The organism is Leptospira sp. WS58.C1, from assembly GCF_040833995.1.
Lineage (GTDB): Bacteria > Spirochaetota > Leptospiria > Leptospirales > Leptospiraceae > Leptospira_B > Leptospira_B cinconiae.
On the sequence record NZ_CP162137.1, the window covers coordinates 1,323,115 to 1,347,795 of the forward strand.

At 42.0% G+C, this 24,681-nt stretch carries 23 protein-coding genes and 1 pseudogene; 14 read left to right on the plus strand and 10 right to left on the minus strand.

Translation table 11 applies throughout. The annotated features are described in order from the left end of the window. Positions 1 to 43: 43 nt before the first annotated feature. The 4 genes from AB3N61_RS06025 to AB3N61_RS06040 all read right to left on the minus strand — a co-directional run bounded on the left by AB3N61_RS06025 (position 44) and on the right by AB3N61_RS06040 (position 4,755). On the minus strand, positions 44 to 949 hold the full coding sequence (locus AB3N61_RS06025; RefSeq protein WP_257588022.1) for a response regulator: 906 nt from the start codon (positions 947 to 949) through the stop codon (positions 44 to 46). Positions 950 to 1,035: 86 nt separating this feature from the next. Further along, entirely contained in the window at positions 1,036 to 2,412 is a 1,377-nt protein-coding gene (locus tag AB3N61_RS06030) for a PDZ domain-containing protein (RefSeq protein ID WP_367898740.1), read from the minus strand. After that, positions 2,409 to 3,878, minus strand: coding sequence for a S1C family serine protease (locus AB3N61_RS06035; RefSeq protein ID WP_020767991.1), 1,470 nt, complete (start codon positions 3,876 to 3,878; stop codon positions 2,409 to 2,411). The genes AB3N61_RS06030 and AB3N61_RS06035 overlap by 4 nt, the downstream gene beginning before the upstream one ends. Continuing rightward, on the minus strand, positions 3,871 to 4,755 hold the full coding sequence (locus AB3N61_RS06040; protein ID WP_020767968.1) for an LIC11113 family protein: 885 nt from the start codon (positions 4,753 to 4,755) through the stop codon (positions 3,871 to 3,873). The genes AB3N61_RS06035 and AB3N61_RS06040 overlap by 8 nt, the downstream gene beginning before the upstream one ends. Positions 4,756 to 4,949: 194 nt before the next feature. Here AB3N61_RS06040 and AB3N61_RS06045 point away from each other — a divergent pair, with 194 nt between their 5' ends. The 5 genes from AB3N61_RS06045 (at position 4,950) to AB3N61_RS06065 (ending at position 9,308) form a co-directional block, all read left to right on the plus strand. Beyond that, positions 4,950 to 5,801 carry a sulfurtransferase gene (locus AB3N61_RS06045; RefSeq protein ID WP_367898741.1) on the plus strand — a complete coding sequence of 284 codons (852 nt, stop codon included), beginning with the start codon at positions 4,950 to 4,952 and terminating at the stop codon, positions 5,799 to 5,801. 61 nt (positions 5,802 to 5,862) lie between these two features. Continuing rightward, positions 5,863 to 6,702 carry a hypothetical protein gene (locus tag AB3N61_RS06050; protein WP_367898742.1) on the plus strand — a complete coding sequence of 280 codons (840 nt, stop codon included), beginning with the start codon at positions 5,863 to 5,865 and terminating at the stop codon, positions 6,700 to 6,702. A gap of 51 nt (positions 6,703 to 6,753) precedes the next feature. Continuing rightward, the gene (locus tag AB3N61_RS06055) at positions 6,754 to 7,167 is read left to right on the plus strand and encodes a thiol-disulfide oxidoreductase DCC family protein (RefSeq protein WP_367898743.1); all 414 of its coding nucleotides are present in this window, start codon (positions 6,754 to 6,756) and stop codon (positions 7,165 to 7,167) included. Positions 7,168 to 7,675: 508 nt separating this feature from the next. Further along, on the plus strand, positions 7,676 to 8,488 hold the full coding sequence (locus tag AB3N61_RS06060; protein ID WP_367899062.1) for a M23 family metallopeptidase: 813 nt from the start codon (positions 7,676 to 7,678) through the stop codon (positions 8,486 to 8,488). Positions 8,489 to 8,492: 4 nt separating this feature from the next. Continuing rightward, positions 8,493 to 9,308 (plus strand): HAD family hydrolase, encoded by an 816-nt coding sequence (locus tag AB3N61_RS06065; RefSeq protein WP_412758404.1) that lies wholly within the window; start codon positions 8,493 to 8,495, stop codon positions 9,306 to 9,308. 176 nt (positions 9,309 to 9,484) lie between these two features. Here the strand turns inward: AB3N61_RS06065 and AB3N61_RS06070 are convergent, their stop codons facing one another. Together AB3N61_RS06070 and AB3N61_RS06075 are read right to left on the minus strand one after the other, a co-directional pair. Next, a complete protein-coding gene (locus tag AB3N61_RS06070; protein ID WP_367898745.1) occupies positions 9,485 to 10,324 on the minus strand; it encodes an SDR family NAD(P)-dependent oxidoreductase in 840 nt (279 codons plus the stop codon). A gap of 32 nt (positions 10,325 to 10,356) precedes the next feature. Next, a complete protein-coding gene (locus tag AB3N61_RS06075; RefSeq protein WP_020767924.1) occupies positions 10,357 to 11,064 on the minus strand; it encodes an RluA family pseudouridine synthase in 708 nt (235 codons plus the stop codon). 96 nt (positions 11,065 to 11,160) lie between these two features. Between AB3N61_RS06075 and AB3N61_RS06080 the strand changes: the two genes are divergently transcribed. Then, positions 11,161 to 11,775 (plus strand): helix-turn-helix domain-containing protein, encoded by a 615-nt coding sequence (locus AB3N61_RS06080; protein WP_024864129.1) that lies wholly within the window; start codon positions 11,161 to 11,163, stop codon positions 11,773 to 11,775. Continuing rightward, positions 11,756 to 12,754 carry a hypothetical protein gene (locus tag AB3N61_RS06085; protein ID WP_412758405.1) on the plus strand — a complete coding sequence of 333 codons (999 nt, stop codon included), beginning with the start codon at positions 11,756 to 11,758 and terminating at the stop codon, positions 12,752 to 12,754. The genes AB3N61_RS06080 and AB3N61_RS06085 overlap by 20 nt, the downstream gene beginning before the upstream one ends. Before the next feature lie 42 nt (positions 12,755 to 12,796). Here AB3N61_RS06085 and AB3N61_RS06090 read toward each other — a convergent pair. After that, positions 12,797 to 14,131 (minus strand): annotated as a pseudogene (locus tag AB3N61_RS06090) (sodium:proton antiporter); the annotation flags it as partial. A gap of 380 nt (positions 14,132 to 14,511) precedes the next feature. Between AB3N61_RS06090 and perRB the strand changes: the two are divergent. Next, positions 14,512 to 14,961, plus strand: coding sequence for a peroxide-responsive transcriptional repressor PerRB (gene perRB / locus AB3N61_RS06095; RefSeq protein ID WP_020767927.1), 450 nt, complete (start codon positions 14,512 to 14,514; stop codon positions 14,959 to 14,961). A gap of 6 nt (positions 14,962 to 14,967) precedes the next feature. Here perRB and lpdA read toward each other — a convergent pair whose 3' ends face one another. Both lpdA and AB3N61_RS06105 read right to left on the minus strand, forming a co-directional pair. Beyond that, complete coding sequence (gene lpdA / locus AB3N61_RS06100; protein WP_020767996.1) at positions 14,968 to 16,386, minus strand: dihydrolipoyl dehydrogenase; 1,419 nt, start codon at positions 16,384 to 16,386, stop codon at positions 14,968 to 14,970. 190 nt (positions 16,387 to 16,576) lie between these two features. Next, the gene (locus tag AB3N61_RS06105) at positions 16,577 to 17,320 is read right to left on the minus strand and encodes a class I SAM-dependent DNA methyltransferase (protein WP_020767888.1); all 744 of its coding nucleotides are present in this window, start codon (positions 17,318 to 17,320) and stop codon (positions 16,577 to 16,579) included. A 67-nt stretch (positions 17,321 to 17,387) separates the two neighbouring features. Between AB3N61_RS06105 and AB3N61_RS06110 the strand changes: the two genes are divergently transcribed. The 4 genes from AB3N61_RS06110 to AB3N61_RS06125 all read left to right on the plus strand — a co-directional run bounded on the left by AB3N61_RS06110 (position 17,388) and on the right by AB3N61_RS06125 (position 21,789). Beyond that, on the plus strand, positions 17,388 to 18,494 hold the full coding sequence (locus AB3N61_RS06110; protein WP_367898747.1) for a hypothetical protein: 1,107 nt from the start codon (positions 17,388 to 17,390) through the stop codon (positions 18,492 to 18,494). Beyond that, positions 18,485 to 18,997 (plus strand): chemotaxis protein CheX, encoded by a 513-nt coding sequence (locus AB3N61_RS06115; RefSeq protein WP_020767899.1) that lies wholly within the window; start codon positions 18,485 to 18,487, stop codon positions 18,995 to 18,997. The genes AB3N61_RS06110 and AB3N61_RS06115 overlap by 10 nt, the downstream gene beginning before the upstream one ends. A 23-nt stretch (positions 18,998 to 19,020) precedes the next feature. Further along, entirely contained in the window at positions 19,021 to 20,046 is a 1,026-nt protein-coding gene (locus AB3N61_RS06120; RefSeq protein WP_367898748.1) for an alpha/beta hydrolase, read from the plus strand. Between the two features lie 252 nt (positions 20,047 to 20,298). Beyond that, positions 20,299 to 21,789, plus strand: coding sequence for a DUF342 domain-containing protein (locus AB3N61_RS06125; protein WP_367898749.1), 1,491 nt, complete (start codon positions 20,299 to 20,301; stop codon positions 21,787 to 21,789). Here AB3N61_RS06125 and mtnA read toward each other — a convergent pair whose 3' ends face one another. Continuing rightward, positions 21,790 to 22,869 (minus strand): S-methyl-5-thioribose-1-phosphate isomerase, encoded by a 1,080-nt coding sequence (gene mtnA / locus AB3N61_RS06130; protein ID WP_367898750.1) that lies wholly within the window; start codon positions 22,867 to 22,869, stop codon positions 21,790 to 21,792. 162 nt (positions 22,870 to 23,031) lie between these two features. On the opposite strand from mtnA, the gene AB3N61_RS06135 reads away from it, so the two are divergent. Then, on the plus strand, positions 23,032 to 24,057 hold the full coding sequence (locus AB3N61_RS06135; RefSeq protein ID WP_020767940.1) for a rhomboid family intramembrane serine protease: 1,026 nt from the start codon (positions 23,032 to 23,034) through the stop codon (positions 24,055 to 24,057). A gap of 137 nt (positions 24,058 to 24,194) precedes the next feature. Beyond that, complete coding sequence (locus AB3N61_RS06140) at positions 24,195 to 24,638, plus strand: LIC11177 family protein (protein ID WP_367899064.1); 444 nt, start codon at positions 24,195 to 24,197, stop codon at positions 24,636 to 24,638. Positions 24,639 to 24,681 lie beyond the last annotated feature (43 nt).

A 24,681-nucleotide genomic window follows, 5' to 3' on the forward strand; every position in this document is an offset into this window, starting at 1 on the left:
GAATATTCTAATATAAGAATATTCTATCCTACCAATGGATCGATTAAGCCTGCTTTTGCTTTACTTCCGATTTTTGGAGTTTCTTTACGAATGTGACTTGGTTTCCCTTATCGTTATAAGAAAGAGAATCCACATTCATACGGACTAAAAAGATTCCTCTCCCCGAAAGTTGGCTTGCATTCGGATCTTGCACCGGGTCCGGAACCCTTGCAGGATCGAAACCGTCTCCTCCATCTTCCAAGATCACAGTTACTCTTGTGTCGTCATAATCCACTTCTACCTTAATCCATTCTTCCTTGGATTCGCAGATCTTGTCCACGTAAGAGAAGTAATCGTTCTCTTGGAACATCAACTCTTGTTTTTGGTGATAGTTGATACGAGCGCAACCATGTTCGATTGCGTTACCAATCAATTCATACAAAGCCACTTTTAAAGAAAGTTGGTCCTCGCTATGTAGGTTGGGAAGATGCGAGAGAGATTTCAGGATCAAATGAACGTATTGGTTTAGATTGCCAAGCCTGGGAAGAAGTGCGAACTTCTGTCTGGATTCCCGGACTTGGAACATCCTTTTGTCAACAAGGTCCTTGCCCGCATAAAATAGATTCTTAAATCTTAAGAGAGAGTAACGGATCGCCTCCATCCGGAAAGGTTTTAGGAAAAAATCCACTGCTCCCAATCGAAGGGCATTGATGGAGATTTGGATGTCCTGATTTCCTGTGATGACGATAAAAGGAGTATCCACTCCTTTTTCCCTCAATTTAGTGATGAACTCTATACCGTTCATCCTTGGAAGGCGAATATCGGTGATGATCAGATCGAAAGTTTCCGATTCGGCTAAGGTTAAGCCCTGTTCCGCGGTTCCGGCCAGAACTAGTTCGTATTCGCTGCCGAAAATTTCCTGAAACAGATCTCGGATAACTTCTTCGTCATCAACGAAAAGGATTTTCATAATAAATTCCTAATTCAGAACTTCCGAATGGTTTTATTCGGGAAACAAAAGGAAACCCCGGAAAGGTATTCTAGTCAAGAATTTTGTCAGCGGATATTATCTAGAGAATCAAGAGAATATAAGGATTTTATCCTTTCATCCAAACTTTTTAACTCCAACTTATCGAAAACCGCCAGTTTGTTTCCTGAAAATCGGAAGACCAGAAACTCATCCTTATTTTCGGATATGGCTGCTTTCAAACCTTCTACTGAGTCCACGACCTTATCATTCACAGATTCTAAGATCAAGTCTTGGAATTCCTGATAGGCCCTGTTCTTTTCATCCGGGAAGGCTCTGGAAAGTAATACGATACGGCTCCTTTCCGGATGAAGTTTTTTAGAATAACTTTCGGCTAAGAATACTAACTTTCTGTCGCTTGCAGATTTATATTTTTCTCCGTATTCTTTCAAATACGTATGAGTGAGTTCCGTGAAAAGTAAACCGCCCGCGATCAAATATTTAGGTGCGATCTTATCGGAACTTTCCGGGATCAAAAATGAATCCTCGTTGTAAGGTTTTAGCTGATAACGTATCTCTCTTTTTCTGCCGTCACGATACAAAGAAAGAGTTACCCATTCTCCCGAATTCAAATAAGATCCACCTTTACTGAGTAGGATATCGTATAATGCTTGTTTTTGTTTCGAGGCAACCGGGATCCCGTTTACGGAAAGTACAGCATCTCCTGGAAATAGATTATGCATCGGACCGATCCCGGGAAGAACTTCCGAAACAACCGCACCCACGCTACCTTTCGGGAAATAATAATCCTCTTCCGCAGGAGTTAAAGAGCCTTCCGCATAAAAACCCGGGTGAGGAAAAGGAGAAAGAGAAGAAAATCTGCTCTGATAAAATCTACGAAGAAGTTCCGCACCTGCATTCCAAGTCCCGTCGGTAAATCCGCAGACTTTTTTCCCTGAAAAAAGAAAACTCCTGGCCCCGTCTTGGTTTTCCTTTCTGGAAAGTTTGGAAAGAGGTAAAATCGATTTAGAAAATTCTAAACTTCCCCATTCAAAATTCTGAAAGAAGGAGGAGCATGTTCCTTGCGCCCTGGGGTTTTCCTCTAAGATCGCGATAGGAGAGACCTTTTTGGATCTTCCGAAATTTTCCGGAAGAAGAACGATACCAAGTCCAGTATCCAGATCCACTTTTTGGAAGTAGGCCTTTCTCCCTGCGGACTCTTCCGGATGTATTTCGGCGAATAGCGGCACTTCTCCTGGTTTTAAAAGTGCAAGTGCGGTTCTTTCATCCAAACGGATCGCAGGAATTTTTTTCTGATACGGAGTCCCTTTTTGGAAAGGATTGTGATGAGAATACTTTCTAAAATGGACCAGAAGTGAAAATTCCGAATCCGCCTTCGCTTCTAGATTTCCTGAAGTTCCTAAAAGGGCAAAGACTAGAAGGAATACGAATCGATAAAATTTCATTTTCCCTCCTTGGATTCGTCCGACTTGATATCGAATCTTTTTCTGACCCGTAAGTCTATGGTTCGAACGGTTTTGGCATCCAAAACCAAAGGAAGACCAACACCTCTGAATTTGAGAACTATGGTCCCATTTGAGTATTTTTTCCAATAATCCTTAAATTCGGCGATATTGGAAGGGGTTTTTCCATTAATGGATTCTAATATTTTAAAACGATAATTTAGATATTTGGAATTGAGTGGATCCGGAAAGATGGTAGTCAAGATCAGATCCCTTTCCGTAAATTTAAAAAGATCGTCTTGTATAAAATAACTGTAATGGTATCTGAGAGCTGTTTCCACTCTTTGGCTTTCTTTACCGAATAATGCCCGATTTACGGGCTGAAATAAAAGTCCCGCTCCTAAAAAACTTTTGATCTGGCGATCTCTATACAGTTCCAAGGAATCCGTCTTTTTTAATTCGGCTTGGATCTTAAAATTTTTACCGTTCCTATAAAAATACAATGTGAGCTTTTGACCCACAAAGCCCGGTTCGATCAGATCTACGATCGTTCTTCCCGTAAATTCCAAAAGCCCACCCTCATTATTCAGATAAGCCTCGTCTACCTTATATAAAAAATCATCCGTCTGCAAAACATCCGAAAAAGAAGAATTCGGATATACCTTATTCACAAGCACTCCTTGCAGATTCTGAGGAACCCCTAAATACTTTTTCACGGATTCGGAGTTCCCATTTTGGAATGTAAAACCTACGAAAGGGAATCCGTCATACTGTCCGTCTTGTATATCTTTTAAAAAATGTTGTACAACTTCAGGCGGAATGAGATACGCCGTATTTCCTTGGATCTGACTGACTTCGAAAATAATACCGGCTACTTTTCCGTTTTGAATAGCCGGACCTCCTGAATAACCGGGTAAAATATTGGCGCCTACACGGATTACCTTTCTATAATCTAAGCCCGTGAAAGAATATCTTAATCGTTCTACACGGTTGACTAAACCGTTTTCCAAAGTAAGATTTTCCGCACCTTCCGGATAACCGAGCATCAAAAGATTACTGCCGAGAGAAGGGGATTCTTCGGTGATTTCCAAAGGTTCTACTCCGGAGAAAAATTCTTCGTCTTCCACGGAGATCAAGGCCAGATCGCAATCGAAACCTATAAATTCCACCTTTGCACTATAATATTTGCTACTATTAAACCGTTTAACTTTCAAATACTTGGATTCGGAGATCACATGGGCATTCGTTAATATTCTATTTCCTGCAATTATGAACCCGGAACCGACGTCGCGAGAAAGATCCTGGTCCCCGAACTCCAAAGGATCTGTCGCATCGGGATAAATATCGCTTCTGACGATGACAACACCGTTCAATAAAGTTTTAAGATCCGGGTTCCCGTTCGTTTGGGAAAAAACGGGAAAACTCAAGATCAGGATAAAACCTGCGCGAAGTATCCAAAACTTATTCATGAAATAACTCCGCGTCGGACCATACAATTTTATCCTTTTCTACCGATTCTAATTTCAATTTTGCCAAGTAACGGGCTCCTTCTTGGAGTTCTTCCGTGGGTTGGTTATCCACTAAGACGTTTCCGCTCAGATCCGCTTTGATCCTGATCCAGGAATAAGGAGAATCCGGCAAACAACTGGCTTGGAAAGAATAATACAAAGACTTGTCCCAATAAAAATCCGCATCCTTCCCCAAGTAAAGAAGAGGGCAGGAAGAATCAAAAAAGATCTCTTTTCCTTTAGGAGTCGGACGATCTATCGGATGTTTTGCTATGCTTAAGAAATATTGCAGACCAAAATTCACGGTGGAAGCTTTTTCCACTAATTTTGTTTCCGGATTGGATTTACCGCCTGGAATAGGTTTGGAACTTGCGGCCTTCAAATTTTCAGCGGAAAATTCCAATTCCCAATAAACGGTCTTTCCTAACTTTACCGGACCTTTCACTCGGAAGGAATCTATTCTTTCCGGAGAACGTAATCTTTCTTCACCTGAATAAAAGAAACCGTACAGTTTTTTTCCGGGGCAATCCAGATAAAGAACCTGTAATTCTTCCATTTCATGAGTGGATCTGAACTTACACTCGCCTATATGAACCGTCCCATGTTGTTTGAACCATTCTTTCAACGGCCTTGCATCTTTCTCTTTGGAGTATTTTCTCCAAGCTTCTTGAAATTCTTTCTCAGCAAAGTCGCCGATCCTGGAAATTTTCTTTTGGGTTTGCGGTTCTTCTGCGAAACTTCCCGAATCCGGAATAAAAACGGAAAAAAACAATAAAACTCCAAGGCTTGTAAAAGAAAGAAGGAGTCTTTTCGTTCTTAATTGGAAAATATTCTGCATAGGGGAAAACATTCCTAATTATTATCGGTTCGGGAAAAAGCGGATTTTACAGATCTGAAAATAGAAGAGGAATTTCCGTAGAATTCTTGAGATTATGTCCCGAATTTCCAGGAATACCAAAAAAAAGTTAAACTCTGAAACGGGACTCTGGAATATGGTTAAAACTAAGAGTAAAAAATATAACGGTATTCATCTTGTCTCACTGGAGTTTTCTTAAAACCGACCTGAACGAAAAGCAGGACTTATTCATCGATTGCCGCTCCCAAGCGCAATACCAGGAATCCACCTTAAAGGGTGCGTATTATTTTCCATTCGTCAAAAAAGCTTTTGCTTCCGATCCGGACTCTTCCAAAAAATTATTGGGTCCGATCGAAGAGATACTTGCTCTGGCTAAAAAAGAGGAGAAGTCCAGGATACTCGTTTTCGACGAGGGAATGGGGATGTTCGCATCCAGACTCGTTTTTCTTTTGAGAGCCGCAGGTTTTCAAAATGCGTTTTTGATCGGACAACGTTGGCCTGTAGATGGAGCCAAGGAAAAAGGTTCCAAAGAATTGGATATAGGTCCTGCGTCAAAAGTCCGCAAATTAGAAGGAGTGATCGACAAGGCGTTCTTAGAAAAGAACCTAACTAGACTCCAAATTTTCGACACTCGCACACCGGAAGAGTACGACGGTAAACTTCCTCGTCTAACCGCTCCCGAGCCGGGTAGTTTATGCGGAAGATTGCCTGGAGCATTCCTCTGGGATTGGAGAATGTTGTATGACGCGAACGGTGAACTCGTGGACAAAACTTTCTTCAATAAAAAGTTAAGAGGTTTTCCTTTTATGCCGGAAAGGACCACCGTTATCTACGATTATAACGGAGCAAGATCCTCCTTGCTTGCGTTGATGCTCAAAGAAGTAGGATACAACGACGTGAATGTATACGTCGGCTCTTGGTTCGAATGGAGAAAATCCAATCTACCTAAACAAGCAGCGAACATATACGGACAGACAGGTGCAGGAGCTTCTGCACCTAGAGTCGGTGGCATCGACAGAAAAAGTTAAAAAAAGAAAGACTTCTTAAGCTTCTAAAAGAACCTTTCGTTTGTTTCTATGAGGAATAACGATGAGGTTCTTTTTTATTATAGGCCTATTATTTGCATTTGTATTGGATTGCGGATCCAGATTCGAAAAAATCTCTCCGTTTTCCATTCCTCCTCAAGAATTCGATCTTGGAAACGGGATCAAAGCTGTATTCCTACCGACTGAACTATCGTTCATCACTTCCCAAGGTAAAATATTGGAATTTTCCCTAAAAGATCCGTTTCTTTCCTCCGCAAAAGGAGAGCAGATCGTTAATTACAGAAAGGCAACTTTTAAGATCAAAGATAAGATCCTATTAGAATGTGGATCCCAAACGATTGAAAGTCTTGGATTAGAATCCGGCGCATTACTAGTAAAAGGAAAACTTACCGGAAAAAATTGCGAAACTGGATATACGATCCGATTCGTTTCCTCTTCCAATGCCGGACTCGATTGGAAGGTGGAAATAACGAATCCGGAACTAAACCGCACATATATAAAATTCAAATCGGACGAATCCGAAAGTATCTACGGTTTAGGTGAACAATTTTCTCATCTGAATCTAAAAGGAAAAAAACCGTTCTTATTCTCCGAAGAACAAGGAGTGGGAAGAGGAGACCAACCCATCACTTGGGGAGCCGAATTATTAGAAGGCGCAGGTGGAAACGAATACAGTACTTATATATCCAGTCCTTTTTTTCTCACTTCTCGAAACAGGGGCTTCTTCTTTGAAAACGGCTCTTATTACGTTTTTGATTTTGAAGAAGATTCCGAAATTACGATAGAATTCAGAGAAAGAGGATTGAATGTTAAATCCTGGAAAGCTTCAAGTCCTAAAGAGATCTTAAAATTATATACTTCTCATACAGGAAGAGCAGAATAATAGAGACTTACATGACTTCTACACTGTCTAAATAAAAAAAGAAGGTCTCCTTTGTCAAAATTTACGGAACCGATCGTGCTATTTGACGGAGTATGCAATTTATGTAACGGTGCAGTGAATGTACTTTTGGATCTGGATAAACATAAAAGATTAAAATTTGCAAGCTTACAGTCCGAATATGCAAAAAATCTAATCCAATCTAAGGCCCTGAAGGAAAAGATCCGAGGGATTGACAGTATTCTTTTCTGGGACGGGGAAGAGATCCATATCAAATCGAATGCCATCTTGGAGATTTGCGGTAAGTTGGGTGGTTTTTGGAAAGTCCTCAAATTTGGTTATATTATCCCAAGACCAATCCGAAACATTCTGTACGATCTGATTGCGAAAAACAGGTACAAACTTTTCGGTACGAGAGAATCTTGCAGAATGCCAACCCCGGAATTAAAAGAAAGGATCTTAGGATAGGGTATTCGCACAGAGTTCACTGAGGACACAGAGGGCGTGGCGTGTAGAGTTTCCGATAGTTTACTCCGTGCTCTCAGTGTTCTCCGTGCGAAGGTTCCTGTTCTATCGCAAAGGTTATTTTCTCCAAAAACTCGGAAAAACCGCACAAAATCTGGCCTTTGAGTGCCTTACCTTATGTCTATTCCATCCAGGTTTCCGGGTTCAACTACGACGAAAGTTTCTCTAAATTTCTGAAAACTTTTCAGTAAGTTTGCATTTTTTCGGGACTCTATTCGCAGCACCTCATAAAAACTCTTAAATTCTATCAAAATATGCTAAAAATTGAGAGAATAGCCCTTAAAATAATTAATTTCATTGGAATTCGGTCGAATTCATTCAGTATCGTTAATTCCTCTGGATTTAGGTGGAGAAAAATCCTTGTCCCGAGATTATGGACCAGGAGGATAGGTTGAACTTTCGGAAATTTACCGCCGATCTTAAAAGCAAGACCCGTTTTTTAAGAGAATTTTTGGCGGCGCAAAAAGGAAAGAACCAAATGAAAAGAAAAACTATTCTTACGATAGTAGGTGCTTCTGCACTCGTCGTCCTTTCCTGGAAATCTTTCGCAAATACATATTTGGAAGAAGTTAAGGTCGACAACCAATTCATCCAAACCTATCAATCTAGAGAAGGGATCTGGATCGTTCCCGGAAAAGTAAAAGAATCCCTAGAGGATCTATACCATAAATTCGGAACTTCCGAAAGAGAAGTTCGTCTTCTCAACGGGATCCACGACAGCGGAAAGATCCAAAACTCAGAGCCTGTATTCTTCCCCTATAACGCAAATTATACCCGTAATCTTCTATTAGAAGACAAAGGAAGAGAGATTTTCACCTCGGATGCGAGAGAATTGATCTGGCCTTTGAGTTTCAAATATTCCAGAGTCACTTCTAGACTAGGAAGACGTTGGAACGCCTTACATGCAGGTGTGGACATCGCTTGTCCGAACGGATCCGTAGTGATTGCAGCCGCTGATGGAGTTGTAACCGATTCTAAAAGAGACGGTGGATACGGACTACGAGTAGTTCTTACTCATCCTCAAATCAACGGCATCCAAACATTATACGCCCATAATTCCCTTCTTTTCGTAAAGCAAGGCGACAAAGTGAAAAAAGGACAAGTGCTTGCACTTTCCGGAAATACAGGGCATACCACCGGGCCACATGTTCACTTCGAAGTCCGTTACCAAAACGTGGTTTTGAACCCTGAACATTATCTTCCCCCTTTCTTAGCTGATAAAGAATCCCAAGTTGCAATCGCAAAAGAAACCATCCAGCAATAAACCGTTGATCTCTAATTCCGACTGGTCTTCCGAAATCTTTTCCTATTTGGAAGAGAGCCTGGCCGGCCGGAAAATCCATACAGCTTTATTCGATTTTGATAATACTCTTGTCCGAGGTGATTTCGGAGAGGAAGTCATGTGCGAACTTTTACTAGCTGGAGTTCCTTGGATCCAATCCCTTACTCCTTTTTTCCCGGAAGCCGCAATCTCCGAAAAAATGGAAATTTTGCGTAAAACGGATACTCAATCCTTTATGGACGAGGTCTGGAAATATTACGAATCCAAGATAGAGAAAGAAGGCTTGGAAGCGGGGTATAGATGGTCTACTTGGATCTTTTCTGGTAGATCCACGAAGGAGTTGCAGAATACCGCAAATCTTGTTTGGGAAAAGAACCAGAAGGATACAAGTCCCAAAGCGGTCCAAGCATTTCATCCTATGTTGGAACTTGTAAAAGAGTTGGAAAAGGCTGGGACCAAAATTTGGATCGTAACCGCTTCACCGGAACCTGTGATCCAAATGGTTTCGGAACGTTGGGGTATTCCGAAAGAGAATGTACTTGGCATGAGGTTGATCGAAAAGAATGGGATCTTAAGCCACGAGCTGATAGAACCTTTTACTTACGGCATCGGAAAAGTAAAATTACTCAATCTAGCCAATGGAAATCAAGGTTACGATCTCGCATTCGGAGATTCTGAAAACGATTTCCCTATGCTTTCTCATGTAAGGTCCAAAGGGATTTTTTTGGACCGAGGTAAGAAGGCACCCCCTCCTGGAGTGTTTGTCCAATCCGTTAAGAACTGGAAAACAGTTCCGCTATAAAAGTCACTGAGTTAAAAGAGACACGAAGTTTTTTTCACACAGAGACACAAAGACGCGGAGGGATGTGATATAGGACTTCTAACATTACGCCCCAACGCTGTTTCTCTCTGTGGGCTCCGTGCCTCTGTGCGAGAAAACTCAGAGCCTCTATAAAACTTTGTGAACTCTGTGCGAAATTATCTTTTTTTCAAATACTCAGGCATTTCCGGAAGTTTATCATCGGTCCAGATCCAATCTCCGATCAAGGAAACGATCGGAGCCTTCTCTCCATCTAGAATTTTTAATAAACCGATCTTTAGATCATTTTGTTCGGTGGCTCTATATGGAATATTCGGAAATTGTTTTTCGAATATCCTTTTTTCAGACCCACGAACATAGTCCCAAAAGAATTCGGAAAACTTTTTGCCGGATTCCTTATGCTCCTTCATTAGGTTTTGTAATTCTGGAAAAGGAGAAGACCTGCCGATTTTTTGCAGAAGTACTCCGATCCCCCTTGCACTTGTACTTATGAAACTTCCCGCGCGGATCATTTTTCTGGAATCCGGTTTTTCGATAGCCCACTCTTCCATTTTCTTTTTGATGAATGCTAACGCTCCATAAGAAGTAAGTAAATGCGGAAGATAATAAAAGGCGGAATATCCGACGGTCAAACGTGGGTTCAGTTTTCTTTCCAGTTCTATCATGGGATCCAGACAGAATTTAGCGGTGTTTATGATATCTACATCCGGAGTTTCAGAAACTGGATAACCTAAATTCCCTCTCGCAGGAGTATAGATAAAAATATCCACTTTCAGATGATTGATTTCTTTTAGGACTTTCTGAACGGCAGCTTCAGGCTCTTCTAATTGGATATGTGGAATTGTTTTATCTGCTCCGGTGACTTGAGAATCACCGGAAGTAGTCGAGATAATATTCCATTTGACTCCGGACTTTTTGGAATGTTCCCGAAGGCCTTCTATCGCGCTTTGGCCTGCGGCCCCTGATCCGCCTATGATCAATGCTATGGATTCACTCATTTTCGCCTCCGGAAAAGTGAGGACCAGCTTACTCATTCCGGAAAACGTATACCAGAAAAAAAGCGCATATAAGGTTGAAAATCCGAAGGAAGCTCGGAGATAAGTTTTACTTCTTCGTTGAATTCGTTTTTGAATTTTAGAAGATAAGAATGTAATAAAAATCGTTTTGGTTTCGGAACTAAACTTTTAGAGGAAGAATCACAGTATGTTTCGTCTCCCAAGATAGGAGTTCCGATCGAAGAAAGATGAAATCGGATCTGGTGTCTTCTACCCGTAACTAATTTTGCCGCAACCAAGGAGATATTTTTTTCTTTTGAATAGGAGAGAAGTGTAAAATCTGTGATCGCTTTTTTGCCACCGGAACGAACTGAACTTACTTTTCCTTTTCCATCTTTCAAAAAACATTCCACTCTGAATTCTTTCTCTTTTGGAATTCCTGCACAAATAGCCAAATAGGTTTTTTCCGAATCTGCTAAGATCGAATCCGCTTCTTTATTTTTGGATGGCTCTTTGCAAAATAGAAGGATCCCACTCGTGTCTTTGTCCAGTCTATGGAGTAGTCGTAATTCCGGTTCCTTCTCTTGTTGCCGGACGAGATCTTCCAGATTTGGACGATTTGGATCGAATGTAGCATGGACAGGGATTCCTGCCGGTTTTTCCACGGCGAGTAGGAACCCCTTCTCATACCATTTTCGAATCGGATGCTTAATGGCCGGAAATTTGGGTTTCGGTTCCCTCATTGTTTTTCCTGTCGTATCTTCTCTAATTTGATTCCCGTTTTTGGAAAGTATGGAAATTGGATTGACACATCTTCCGTTATATTGGACGAATTAGGTATGAAACAGGCCGATGCCGAAGAACTCGATGGGAAGGAACTCATCTCCAGCGAACATATAACAGAAGTCGTTAAAGAAAACCTAAAATTAATTCGCCATACTAAAGGACTCTCATTAGACAAATTGGCATCCCGTTGCGGGGTGAGCCGAGCCATGCTTTCTCAAATAGAGCAAGGTAAAAGTGTTCCTACAATCGCGGTATTATGGAAGATCGCAACCGGTCTGAATGTTCCTTTCAGTGAACTTCTCAAAGAGAAGGGAACGGAAGGAGTTTTTCTCCTAAAAGCGGAGAATACGAAAGTCTTATATTCCAGCTCCAAGGTATATTCTAGTCGTGCCTTGTTTCCGTTTATCGGAGGCAGAAGGGTAGAATTTTACGAACTGATCCTGAAACCGGGAGGTATCGAAGTTGCAGAAGCTCATAAAGCCGGAACAACCGAGAACCTTGTCGTGGTCCAAGGGAAATTGCGCCTCCGTGTGGGGGACAAGGTGGTAGAACTGGATGCAAAAGATTCCGTATATTTTAGAGCGGATGTTCCCCACGAATATATCAACCCAACGGATACCGAAACTCTTATGTATCTGGTCATGGAATATACGGACGAAGCTAGCTAAACTTCTAGTCCTAAGCTTATTTTTTACTCCGGGTCTTCTATTTTCCGAAGCGCCCGATCCTTCCACAGGTTATTTCGGTATCGACAGATACGAAGAGCAGATCTCTTGTCATGAAGAGGATTGTATTCGTTATACATTGGATGAATTGAATTCCAAAGGTGGAAAATCCGAAGTCAGAAGACTTTTAGAAGAGAATGCCGGAAAGGTCTTAGTGGATCTTTCCGAAAAAAATCTTAAACTCGCGGACGACGAACTGGACGAGCTGCGTGATTTTCTATTAGAAATTTCTAAAAGAGACGGAAGGGTCGCCGTCGAAAAACTACATATCGCCGTCAGAGGATTGGAGATCACGGATCCTCCCGTTTTAAAGGATGTGGGCTTGATCGGTTGGGGGCTTATCAGAAGAATTTACAGATACGTATATTTTAAGAGGACGGGAGATTATAACGCTAAAGTCCTATATCATCCGGGAAACGGAAAGATCAACCTGATCTTCTTCGTGCATAAAAGATACGGAGATATCTGTGAGACGGTATTTTCTTCCTGCAATGAGATCGAATACCTAGATGAGGATACTTTCGATCTTCAATTATCCACTGCACTCAGGGAATCCAAAGAGAAGGGGCTACCGGTAAGAGTAAATTTTAAACAGGTTCAGGCTTCTTTTCCTGAAACAAAACTGGAATGGGAGAATGTAAAAAGTATAGGAAGATCTGCGAGAATGTACAAATGGCTCGCACTTCCTAAAGAGACGGAAATGAAACCCTTGAGCAGATCCAGGTTTCTACCCTTGCAAACAGCTCTGACTGTGATCGATTATTCCATTTCAGTATTCGATTACGTGAATCAGATCATCATGTACAAACCTGCACGAAATACAAAGGCAGAAGTGATGTACACACAAAAATTGACCGAAGAAGGAACTCTCGGCGCAAAGACGATCCATTCGGTCGTGTTTATTCCGATCAAGGAAGAGTAAAAATTCTCCGCTCCGGAAAGAAGCGGAGAGAAAAAGGATCTTTTAGAGGAAGAAGATCCAAGTCAAAAGTAAGAAGGTTGGTACCAAAAGTAGGAAGGAATACACTACATATCCTCCGAAACTTGGCATTTTAATCTTATTCTCTTCTGCTACGGATTTTACCATGAAGTTCGGCGCATTACCTATATAGGTCAAAGCACCCATAAATACCGCACCCACGGAAATCGCTTTTAGTAACTCCTCTCCCACCGGATCCGCTAAGATCTGGCCTACATTAGAATATCCTAATAATCCTTTAGCCAAGGATAAGAAGGTCAGGTAGGTAGGAGCATTGTCCAAAACCCCCGAGAATGCGCCTGTTGCCCAGAAGAACTGCCATCTTTCTGTGATTCCCAATTCTTTTCCATGGTGTTCCAGGAGTAATAATGCAGGGATCATGGTTAAGAAAATACCGATGAACAGGTAAGCCACTTCTTGGATGGGACCTAAAGTGAATTTGTTCTTTTCTCTCAGTTTAGGATTGGAAGTCACTTTAGACAAAGCAATCAAACCGATTAGAACTGCTTCTCTGATGAACCCAAGGAAAGGGTATTTTGCAATGGCAGGAATATAGTTTTGGTTTAGGAAAGCGACGGATAAGATCACGCCTAAAAGCCAGATCAAATTTACCTGGCCTTCTAAACCGATAGGTTGTCTGTGAGCATGATCGTAACGGAGGTCCTTTTTGGTTTCCTTTCCGTGCATGATCGTGTCCCAGATAAAGTAGATCACGAGCAGAATACCGGAAGCAATTACCATTTCAGGAAATAATTTAAAAGTCCATACGAAAGGGACTCCCTGCAGATACCCCAAGAATAAAGGAGGATCCCCCAATGGAGTCAAAGAACCGCCAATATTGGAAACCAAAAAAATAAAGAAGATCACTGTGTGGACCACATGTTTTCTTTCTGAGTTAGTCTTGAGTAGAGGTCGGATCAGAAGCATGGAAGCTCCGGTCGTTCCGATAAAGGATGCTAAGAAAGTCCCCACGATCAAGAAGATGGTGTTATTTATGGGAGTAGCTTCTATATCCCCGTTTAATACGATACCGCCGGAAATATAAAAAAGTGCACCTAACAGAATAATAAACGGAATATAGTCGAATACCATCGTGTGGAAAATTTTTCCACCCCAGCTATGCGCCATTAATATCCCGAAAGAAACTCCTCCTAATGCCAAAGAAAGAAGAAGTTTGTTATTATTATTCTCCCACCAATGCTCAGTCGTATGAGAGATCAAGGGTAGAAGTGCAATGCTGAGTAGGATTAGGACAAAAGGAATAACCGACCAGAGAGGAAGATCATCTCCTGCCTCCCCATGAGCGGATGCAGTCTCTTGGTGCCCGTTTCCGGTCCCATGTTCCCCGTGGCTTGTATCCGTTTCGGATTGAGCTAAGCCGTTCGTTTGAGGGGAAGCCCCTGTTTCAGCCCAAACGGAAACGTTCAGGACAAGGGAGAGAAAGAGTAGGGTAATAAAAAATTTGTTTCTCATCATTCTCTGCTTTTCGAAGATTTTTCGTCAGGTTATAGAGATTCCGATATTGTTTCAAAGGAAAATCGGTGATTTTCCGGGTTTTTTTGGGCTTCTTTTTTTAGATTGCATAAATCCTTCCTTTTTTGCAGGATCCTAACAGGAATCCATATCTTCTAGACTTTTTGCTTTATATTTGGGTCTTTCGGACCGTCAGATATATAGGCCCTTAGAGAGAACCGACAACCATGACTGTTTTAGGTAAACAAAAAGAATACTGCCTGACTCCGGACGAAATAGAGAGCAGATTAAAATCGGTTTCGATACAACCGACCATGCAAAGGATTTCCATTTGCCAATACGTGCTTTGTGAAGCGGATCATCCTACCGCGGAAGAAGTAAAAGAATGGGTAGATAAACGTTCTTTAAAGATGAGTTTGGCAACCGTTTACAATACTTTAAACGTTTTAGTATCTGCCGGTCTATTAAGAGAATTTAAATTTTCCTGTTTGGGAAAATCAGTATTCGATAGTAATATCGACGATCATTTCCATTTTTTCGATGAGAAAACAGGTAAATTCCATGATCTAGACGCGGACCTTCTTACCATAGATTCCAAACTTCCTAAAGAGTTTAAAGTGAATAAGATGGATATCCTATTCACCGGATCCTTGGAAGAATCGAACGTTTCTGCATGAGTTACGTTAGATATTAATCGCTTCTCCTAATGCCTGTCCTGCCGCTTCCATTACGGATTCGGAAAGTGTAGGGTGGGCATGTATCCTTCCCGCAATTTCTTTTAAGGTTAGCTCGGATCCCATTCCTAAATTGATCTCACCTAATATTTCGGTAACATTCGGTCCGATAAGGTGAGCCCCTAATACTTCTCCAGTTTTGCGATCCGCCACTAGTTTCACCATTCCTTCCACTTCGCCTAAGGCTTGGGCTCTACCGTTCGCTCTAAACGGGAATTTTCCTACGACCACGTCTATGCCGGATTTTTTGGCTTCTTCTTCCTTTAAGCCGACTGAGGCAACTTCCGGATGGCAATAAGTGCAAGCAGGAATTTTAAGATAATCTAATGGTTCGTAAACCAGCCCATGAGGATTTTTCTTTTGGATAGAAATCGCTTCCGCTGCTTTAATCCCTTCGGTAGAAGCCACATGAGCGAGTAATGGTGCTCCGATACAATCTCCGATCGCATAAATATTTTGAACTTTGGTCCTAAATTTAGTATCTACCTTGATAAATCCTTTTTGTAGAAACACTCCAATCTCCTCCAGGTGGATACCTTCCGTGTTCGGAGTGACGCCGATCGCCACAAGAACCTTGTCGAACTTTTTTCTTTCTCCTTCCGGAGCGATTCCTTCTCCCTTTAGAAGAATGGATACTCCATCCGATTCCAACTTAGGTTCGGATACTCCAACACTTGTCAGGATCTGTATGCCTCGTTTAACGAAGGAACGATTGAGAAGGTTGGAGATTTCAGGATCCTCTAATGGGAGGATTTTATCCTGCATCTCTACAACCGTCACTTGAGTTCCCATGCTGGAATAGAAGTCCGCAAATTCTATTCCGATGGCTCCGGCACCAATGATTGCCAAAGTTTTAGGAGGAGAGTTTTGGATCATTGCGTGTTTACTGGAGAGAACTTTCTCCCCATCGAATGGAAGTCCCGGAAATTCTTTCGGCCTGGCCCCCGTTGCGATGATAAAATATTCGGATTGGATCTCTTCTTTAGAAGTGTCCGGAAGCCAGATCGTATTTTTGTCTTTGAAAACCGCGCTACCTTTTTTAACGGAAATTTTATTCTTTTTCATCAAAAACTCGACTCCGTTAGACATTGTGTCTGCGACACCCCTGGACCGTTTGATGATGTTCGGAAAATCCGGAGAAACTTTTTCCACATTTAGGCCGAAGGTTTCTGATTTGCGGATGGATTCTAATAAATGTGCGGATTCTAAAAGTGCTTTTGTAGGAATACAACCCCAGTTTAAACATACCCCGCCTAGTTTTTCTTTTTCTACTAGACATACGTTCAATCCGAGTTGGGCTGCTCGAATGGCAGCCACATATCCTCCCGGTCCACCGCCGATCACAGTAAGGTCATAGTTCTCCGCCATCTCATTCCTCCGGATGGCAATTTTGGATTTTTATTCCGACTCTGGGAAGAAGATTTTCTAGGTTTTTTCGCACGGAGCTCACAGAGAACACGGAGAAAAAATTAGGACGTACGTGTTGGAACTCCTACGTCACGATTTTTCACGAATTGAATACCTCCGTGAACTCAGTGCTCTCTGTGCGAAATGAAGACTAATTACTCTTCTTCTTCAGAACCAAGATCATTCTACTCGCATTACTTTTGAATTTTACTTCGTTGTAGTTGGAGTATACATGTAGGATCTCCATTCTGTGTTTTGCGAGCATTCTTTGGAGTTCCACTAGGAAATAGGCTCTCATCAAATGTTTGTCTTTGATCTCTTTTGCGTTCAGATTATAGATATAATTTACTTCGACGACAGTGGATTGGTCCGCTCTGACTAGGCGAAATCCTCTGTTTCTTTGTATGGTAGTGTTTTTGGCCTTGATCTGAGCAACCGGACCGATCGCTTTTCTTTTGATCTTGCGAAGAGGTTCCGCATTCCAAACTTCTAAAACTGCGATGCCTGCCGGTTTTAGGTTCAGCTCCAGATTTTTGAGAGCCGCTTCTACTTCTTCATTAGATAATAAATAATTAAAAGAACCGAATAAACTGATGATTGCGTCCCATTTTTCCTGGGATTTATAGGATTGCATGGCTCCCACTTCGAATTTGCAATGGGAATATCTTTTTTTGGCCACCTCAATCATTTTGATCGAGGAATCTATACCTCTGGATTTATATCCAAGGCTTTGGAAATGGGTAACATGTTCTCCCGTGCCGCAACCTAGGTCTAAAATATTCCGGACCCTGTGTTTTCGGAAAAGCCTATCTATAAATTGGGTTTCCATCTCGAATTTTCGAGCGTTCTTTTCAATATCGAAGTAATATTCTGCCAGTTCCGAGTAGAGTTTCATAGAAAAATCGTTTGAGCCGGACCGGGGAAAACCCGTTACATATAGTAACGGAACTGAAGTTTACAAAATGCAATTTTTCCCCCAATTTTTTCCCATTTTAGAAGTTTTTCCATTGGCTTCCGCTTCTCTTTCGACCTGGATCGACGGGGAAGTTTTGGCCTTGGGTGGGATCTCCTTCTGTCTGCTTTCCCTATTCGGATACGTTGTACATACTACAATGGATAGAAGAGAAGAGAAGGACACCGAGTCGGAGGTCCCATTCTTCCAATCGATCCTAAAGGAAGAAGTTCCCGAAGGCCAAAAACAAGCCGCCTTCGAAAAAATTCCTTCCGAGGAAGGTGTTCCTTCGATCTTTTCCCAAGATGAGTCCTTATATCTCTTAAAAGAAGAAGTTCCTAAGGAGACAAAAACTCCCTTCCAATCCTTCTATATTCCTGTCAGAGGAAAAACCTACGAGGCGGTAAGATCCTTTTTGGATTCTATCCGAGTGGGAGAGGAAGATTGGGAAGTTCTACTACATGATTCCAAAGGAGATCTACAAACTGTAGCGAGTAAAACCGGAAGTATTTCCGTATTTCCATCCGAAAGAAAAAGAGCCACCGAACCAAAGGAAGGCGCAATCGTTTGGAAATTGGAATGGGATTCTTTTTCCTTGGGAGAAGTCAGACAAACTTCTTCCTCCCTATCTGAATTTTCCCTTGATGAAATTTCTTTTAGATTGGATAAACTTGTAGAAGGATTGGTCCTCGCCGGTGAATCCCAGGACGGAGAAACGGGCTGGAGTTCCTACCCGGTGTTTTCCCAACATTTAGAAAGGGAAAAGGTCGACGGAGAGGAGACCAAAATCCTGGTCTTTTTGGAATTCGAGTCCGACGGGGATTTGGTTTCCGATTTTAGAAGTCTAGGAAATTGGTGGAAGTCTAGATTCGGAGAAAATTTTTCCATCTATCGCATCCGAAAAAACCGATTAGCGACCTTCTTTTACGCGGAAGATTGGATGAAATTTCAAAATTCGCTTTCCGGGCTCATGGAATTTTTAGGTCCGGAAAAGACCAGGCTGAATGTGGGAGCCTCGGTTCGGGTTAGAAAAGATGACTCCGAATGGGAACCAAGAGCCAAAAAAGCATTACATTCTTCTAAAGAAGAGGGACCGAACCGTTTAGTATGTCTTTGAACATAGATCCATTATTGGATGAAAAATTCATACTTACCATTTCCCAGATCTTCCCGGAGTTTTTGGAAAAAAACCTAGGAGTTCATGCGGTCCGAGAAGCGTTCGGACCTTCTAAAAACGAAGGTCTATGTTACGAGAACTGTACTTCTGTGGAATTCCAAGGTGAAGCAAAAGGGAAACTTTATCTGGCAATGGACGGTTATACTAAACTCAAACTTTTGCCCAAGATCGCCAGGTCCTTCCATATTGATCCTACTATCCGAAGTCATGCTGCTTCCATTATGCTGGAATTTGCCAACCAGATCTGTGCCGAACTCATCTCCGAAATGAAATTGGGAAGATTCCAAATAGATATTCTTCCTCCGGAAAATCTGAACAATAAATTGGTCCCGATAGATCTGGAAAATTTAAGACAGTATATTCTGATCTATTTTTTGAAAGACGAGGACGCTAAAGAATATTTGGGCAGGATCTATCTCATTCTCTTAATGCAAAAATATTAATATATAAACAAGGCTTCCTTTGCATGATTCGATATTCTTTCCAGGGACTTCCATTCTTACTCAAATACGCAGACATGATAGATTCTCCCGAGTCGGCAGTCCGGGAAGAACATGTAAGAGTTTCCAAAAAAATTTCCTTCCGGACCAAAATATTTCCGGGCCCGGAACATTCTCCTGCGATCTATTTGCAGCATGGGATGAGTAACCGAGGCATTGACGATCCAAGGATCCTCACACTTGCAAAACATCTAAGAAATAGCGGTGCCACTGTGTATCTTCCCGAACTTCCGGAAGTCAAAGGGTTGGAAATTTCGGAGGATACAGTTCCGAATATCAGGACATTATTCCACGAGATCGTAAAGAGAGAAGGCCAAGCGATCTCATTCTTATCCGCAAGTTTTTCCGCCGGGATGGGAATGGTGGCGTTATCCGGAAAGGAAGAGCAGAAAAATCTAAAATCCGCTCTACTTGTCGGAACGTACTCAGACTTCGCGGAAACTCTCCCTTTCAGTCTGTCCAATTATCACCTGGACCCGTATGCGGTTCACGTTTTATTATATAATTATATTTCTAAGTTAGAGCCTAAACTTTCGAAATTAGAAGAGTTCTACTTTGAAGCTGCCTTGGATAACGGATTGAAAAGAATGGGAGAAGAGGAGAAGGCCCCGAAGCTCCTTAAAAAATTGAACCAAAAAGAGAGGGAATTCGTACATTCTCTTCAAACCGATCCCGGCTTTAGGATGGCGTTAGTAGAGCCTATTCTATCCGTACTCCCGCATAACTTCATTTTACGAAATTCTCCTAAAAACTATCTCTCCGATTGGAAGGCGCCTATCGCCTTATTACACGGATCAGACGATCCTGTGATCTCTCCTGACGAATCGGAGCAGTTATTCGGATCTTTAAGGAACGGAAAAGAGGAGCATAAAGTGATCTTAAAGTCCAATTTGATCACTCATGGGGACCATCTTCCCTTTTATACCCAGTTAGGTGAGATCCCGAAACTTGCCGGGCTCTGGGGTTTTTTTCTAAAAAAATCAGGACTCTAATATTCTTTACGTTATATTTTCCGAAAATATTCCGTCCTTAAGGATAGGCCTCTTACGCCTTTTTTTTGAGTTCCAAACTCTTGTATATTCAGGGTAAAAGGTTATAGTGGTCTATTGTTAAAAACGCGAAAAGGAATAACCGGCAGGTTCAAATACGATCTTTTTCGGATCTTTTCAGGATTCGAAAAAAGGATTTCTTCCATGATAAAAAAAGGCGGAGGAAACTTCTTTTTGAATTGTTAGCTAGGTAGTATGGTTGTGAGTACAGAGCAAACTTCGGGTATATCGGATCAAGAAACAAGCTGGGAAAGTGTATTCTCTCTCAAGATCAGTTCGGATAGTCTTGGCGCCGATCTGACGATCCGTCCAGGTATGATTAAGGGAAGGGCTCTTTCCACCAGCATCATTATCGAGTATCTTCATAATAAGGATATCTCCCAAGATCGTATCATTGGGGACAATATCTATGGTGCGTTAAAACAATTGCAATCATCCACCGCTCGGATGGATTTTTCTCCTATTTCTTTTGTTGTGGCCCAAGGTTTTCCCCCCGTTAAAGGTGAGGATGGTTGGGTAAAATTTTACCATCCCCAGGCCCAAAGGGTCAAGATCGGGGAAGATGGACATGCGGATTATAGGAATATCGAAAGGTATATTTACGTAAAGGCGGGGGAAAAACTTGCGACCCTTTTCGAAGGGATCCCTGGTAAACCCGGTATGGACGTTTTCGGAAAACCCATTGCTCCACCTTCTATTAAGAGACCTAAAATTACGATCGGTAAGAATGTTCAGGAAAAGGGGTTAGTCCAAGATAATAAACCCTTAGTAGAGTATTTTGCCACCTGCAACGGTGCGATCTTTTCCACCGAGTCTTCCATTACCGTTTCCCAAGAATTGCAGATCGATTCCAATGTGGGACTCTCAACAGGAAATATCAATTATGACGGAAACGTTTTAGTAAAAGGAGATGTGGAAGCTGCTACCTCCATCAAAACCCAAGGGAATTTGATGGTAAAAGGGAATGTGGAGACATCCGACTTGGTGATCGCCCGAGACCTAGAAGTGAGCGGCGGGATCAAAGGTGACGGAAAGAATATCATTAAAATAGGCGGACATCTTTACGCTAAGTTCATTGAGAACGCGGAGATAGAGGTGGATGGAGATGTTGTTGTCGAAGGTTTTATCCTGAACTCAAAGATCCATTCTCTAGGTAACGTGATCCTGAACGGTTCCAGCGGAAATTTAGTATCTTCTACCGTTTCTACGTATATGGGATTGACCTGCGCAAATCTCGGTTCCCAGGCGGAGTTAGATGTAACTGTGGAGTTAGGATTTCATTTTAGGAACGAAAAAAGTTTCCAAGATCTGACTAAACGTCTCCAAGTTGCGGAGAAGGAAATAGAGAAGGTCCTTCCTAAGGTCCAACAGATCAAACAGATGGTTCAAAGATCCAGGGGGCAGATACCTGAGGATAAAAAAGAAGGTTATCGTAAGGTTTTCGAGGAATACAATAAGCAGAATAAATTCATAGAACTTGTAAAACAAAAACTGGAAGTCTTAAAATCTTCCAGATTTAATACAGGGGAAGTGCAGCTTGTTGTGCGAAAGGGCGCGTATAAAGGAAGTATCATCAAGTATAGAAGGCAGGTGGAGAAGGTTGAAAAATTCCAATCTGCTTTTATGATGCGATTCCAGCCGGGCCAAGACAAGGCCGCAATGGTCGCAATCAAACCGCAAAAGTAATCAACTGAAAAAATCTCTGATCTTATCCGGAGGAACGATTCCTTTCTCCGTGATAAATGCTTTGATCAGATTCGCTGGAGTCACATCGAAAGAAGGATTGAGCGCTTTTACTCCGACTGGAGCGATTACTCCTTCGGAAAGGATCGCTTCTCCTTTTTCGTTTTTCAAAAAGTTCAAACGAGTGACCTCGTCTTGGGTCCTCATTTCTATCGGAATTTGGGATCCGTCAGCGATTTTAAAGTCGAAACTTTTTTCCGTGGCTGCTACATAAAAAGGGATCCCATGGTGTTTCGCTAAAACCGCCAAAGGATAGGTTCCTATCTTATTCGCCGAATCACCGTTGGCTGCTACTCTATCCACACCTACGATGACAGCGTCTATTTTTTGGGAGGACATGAGCCAGCCGGCCATACTATCCGTGATCAGATAGTTTTCGATCCCTTCTTCCATGAGTTCCCAGGCGGTGAGTCTCGCTCCTTGCAGATAGGGACGGGTCTCGTCTGCATACACCGTAAGATCATGACCGGCGTCTTTGAGAGAACGGATGACCCCGAGCGCAGTCCCATGACCTGCAGTTGCAAGAGCGCCGGTATTACAATGAGTGATAATTTTTAGTTTCGAAGGAGTGGAAGGAAAAAGACTTACGCCGTTCTTCGCTAATGCTAAATTGTTCCGGATATCTTCATCGAAAACATGGATGGCGAATTCTTCCGATTTTTGTTGGAGTTCCGACAGAGACACTTTGTCATATACTTCTTTTGGAAAAATGGAAGAAAGTTCCTCGAAAGCCCTGCGTAGATTTACCGCAGTTGGCCTCGAAGATAGGATCTTGGAAAGTATACTCTGGAATTCTTGGTAATCCGGTTTGTTAGAAAATTTTTTCAATTCCAAGACCGCTCCGAATAACCCGGTAATGGCGATCGCAGGAGCTCCACGAACCACCATTTCTTTGATGGCAAAAATTGCGTCCTCGGAATTTCGAGCGGTAAACCATTCTTTTTTGCCTGGGATCTGTCTTTGGTCCAAAAGTTTGAGTCCTTCTTTCTCCCAAAAAATCGGCCTTAAGTTCTCTTTTTTCATTTTTTTACACTCCGAGGCTAAAGCAGGCCTTTCCTTTCTTCGATGATAAAACTGTGATTGAAATCATCCACCGACTCCCCGGAGGATGAGGACGAACCGGGGCCGATCCCGCCCCGGCTTTGCCTACTTGACTAGGATACCAGTACCTTTAATCCTTACATAATGGCAAAGAGAAATCCGACCTCAGGTCCGAAGCTTTTCGGATTCTCGCTCGTTCACCCGTTGAACCTGGTCTTATTCTTCAATATTTTCGTCTGGGCGCTTCTGATGATGGAAGGTGGACGAGGAATTATCACATACTTTTTCGGACTCAACCCAAGCCTGGTCATCGAAAAAAAAATGTATTGGCAGGTGTTCACGTACGGATTCCTACATGTGGTAGGCGGCGACTTCTTCTCTTCTCTCATCCATATCGGTATGAATATGTTCGGACTTTTCACTGTCGGATTCTGGCTCTGCAGATATATCGGCGGTTGGAAATTTTTAAGCGTGTATCTTCTCTCCCAACTAGGTGGGGGACTTTTCGTATTGTCTTTTTCTTATATAGGTTGGAAGACGGGGCTTGTTCCGGAAAATTCCATCTGGGATAGTTATCATTCCGCAACCGTAGGTGCAAGTGGCGGAGTTTTCGGTGTGCTTGCGGCATTCAGTTTAATGTTCCCCGAAGCAAGATTTGTTTTTCCACCCGTAAGAGCGAAATTTGCTCCTTGGGTCCTGATCGGTTTCGGATTTTCATTTGATGCGTATTATCTTCTGCAATTCCATTCCAGCGGGGTAATGTCCCAAAGTTTTTTCGGGATGATGAGTAACTCCGGTCATTTAGGTGGAGCGGTGTTCGGTCTACTGAGTCTTTTAGGGATCCAAAAATTCGGAGGAAAAACCAAAACCCCAATCTTTGTAAGAAGGTGGGATAAGCCTAAGGAAAATCAGGAGAGAGTAGTTGTTCGTCCCAAAAATATAGAAGACCCATTCGAGACACAGATCCGAAAAAATAGAGAACTCTTAAGTCAACTGTATGGAATTTCGAATGCAAGGGAGAAGGAAAATTTACTGGTTCCTATACAGGCGGAAAATACGAATCTATGTCCTCCATCAGACTACAATCCGGAGGATACATTTTGTCTTCGTTGTGAATGGCTTCAAAACTGCGAATTGAGAAAATTAAAGAAAGAACACCCAGAACTTTGAAAGAATTTATACGAACTTTTTCGTCTATCTTCTTATAACAAGTATTGGGCGGAAATTTCTGGACATAAATTGAATACGTCCATAGAATAGTTTCCGTCCGAAAATTCGGACAATCGACTTTGAGGACCTCAGTAAAATTGGCGGATAAAAAGAAAACAGTTCTTCCCGAGGTTCTTATGAGGGAAAAATTACAAAAGATCGCCCTTAATGAAAAAGCTAAAGCTTCTAAGATAATCGGATCGGAGAAAGGGAATTCGGGAACCGATCCCAAAAGAGACGAGGGGCCTGGTTCTAAAATTTACAAGGCCATTGACGAGGCTCTCGCAGATCTCAGATATTATTTTTTAGAAGGCGAATACAAAGACAGGGTCGCCGACTTATTTAATCGTAACGAAAGCCAGTTCGATCGATTAGGGATCACTCCCAGAAGATTTTTAGAGTTCGCCAGAGAGTCTTTCGATCGTTTTAAACAATTACAGAAAAAAATGCCTTTGGAGCCAATGAACAAAAAAGGTTGGGAATATCTGGAAAGAAGTTTGTTGGAACTGATCGGCAAACTGAACGATAAATTTAATAAATAAAAAAGCCGCAGGACTCTGCGGCTTTTTTATTTGTAGGCATATC

What these genes read in the sequence shown, in the direction of transcription:
- AB3N61_RS06025 (WP_257588022.1), bottom strand. Translation starts at nt 949, where the DNA reads ATGAAAATCCTTTTCGTTGATGACGAAGAAGTTATCCGAGATCTGTTT.
- AB3N61_RS06030 (WP_367898740.1), bottom strand. Translation starts at nt 2,412, where the DNA reads ATGAAATTTTATCGATTCGTATTCCTTCTAGTCTTTGCCCTTTTAGGA.
- AB3N61_RS06035 (WP_020767991.1), bottom strand. Translation starts at nt 3,878, where the DNA reads ATGAATAAGTTTTGGATACTTCGCGCAGGTTTTATCCTGATCTTGAGT.
- AB3N61_RS06040 (WP_020767968.1), bottom strand. Translation starts at nt 4,755, where the DNA reads ATGCAGAATATTTTCCAATTAAGAACGAAAAGACTCCTTCTTTCTTTT.
- AB3N61_RS06050 (WP_367898742.1), top strand. Translation starts at nt 5,863, where the DNA reads ATGAGGTTCTTTTTTATTATAGGCCTATTATTTGCATTTGTATTGGAT.
- AB3N61_RS06070 (WP_367898745.1), bottom strand. Translation starts at nt 10,324, where the DNA reads ATGAGTGAATCCATAGCATTGATCATAGGCGGATCAGGGGCCGCAGGC.
- AB3N61_RS06075 (WP_020767924.1), bottom strand. Translation starts at nt 11,064, where the DNA reads ATGAGGGAACCGAAACCCAAATTTCCGGCCATTAAGCATCCGATTCGA.
- AB3N61_RS06080 (WP_024864129.1), top strand. Translation starts at nt 11,161, where the DNA reads ATGAAACAGGCCGATGCCGAAGAACTCGATGGGAAGGAACTCATCTCC.
- perRB (WP_020767927.1), top strand. Translation starts at nt 14,512, where the DNA reads ATGACTGTTTTAGGTAAACAAAAAGAATACTGCCTGACTCCGGACGAA.
- lpdA (WP_020767996.1), bottom strand. Translation starts at nt 16,386, where the DNA reads ATGGCGGAGAACTATGACCTTACTGTGATCGGCGGTGGACCGGGAGGA.
- AB3N61_RS06105 (WP_020767888.1), bottom strand. Translation starts at nt 17,320, where the DNA reads ATGAAACTCTACTCGGAACTGGCAGAATATTACTTCGATATTGAAAAG.
- AB3N61_RS06110 (WP_367898747.1), top strand. Translation starts at nt 17,388, where the DNA reads ATGCAATTTTTCCCCCAATTTTTTCCCATTTTAGAAGTTTTTCCATTG.
- AB3N61_RS06115 (WP_020767899.1), top strand. Translation starts at nt 18,485, where the DNA reads ATGTCTTTGAACATAGATCCATTATTGGATGAAAAATTCATACTTACC.
- AB3N61_RS06120 (WP_367898748.1), top strand. Translation starts at nt 19,021, where the DNA reads ATGATTCGATATTCTTTCCAGGGACTTCCATTCTTACTCAAATACGCA.
- AB3N61_RS06125 (WP_367898749.1), top strand. Translation starts at nt 20,299, where the DNA reads ATGGTTGTGAGTACAGAGCAAACTTCGGGTATATCGGATCAAGAAACA.
- mtnA (WP_367898750.1), bottom strand. Translation starts at nt 22,869, where the DNA reads ATGAAAAAAGAGAACTTAAGGCCGATTTTTTGGGAGAAAGAAGGACTC.
- AB3N61_RS06135 (WP_020767940.1), top strand. Translation starts at nt 23,032, where the DNA reads ATGGCAAAGAGAAATCCGACCTCAGGTCCGAAGCTTTTCGGATTCTCG.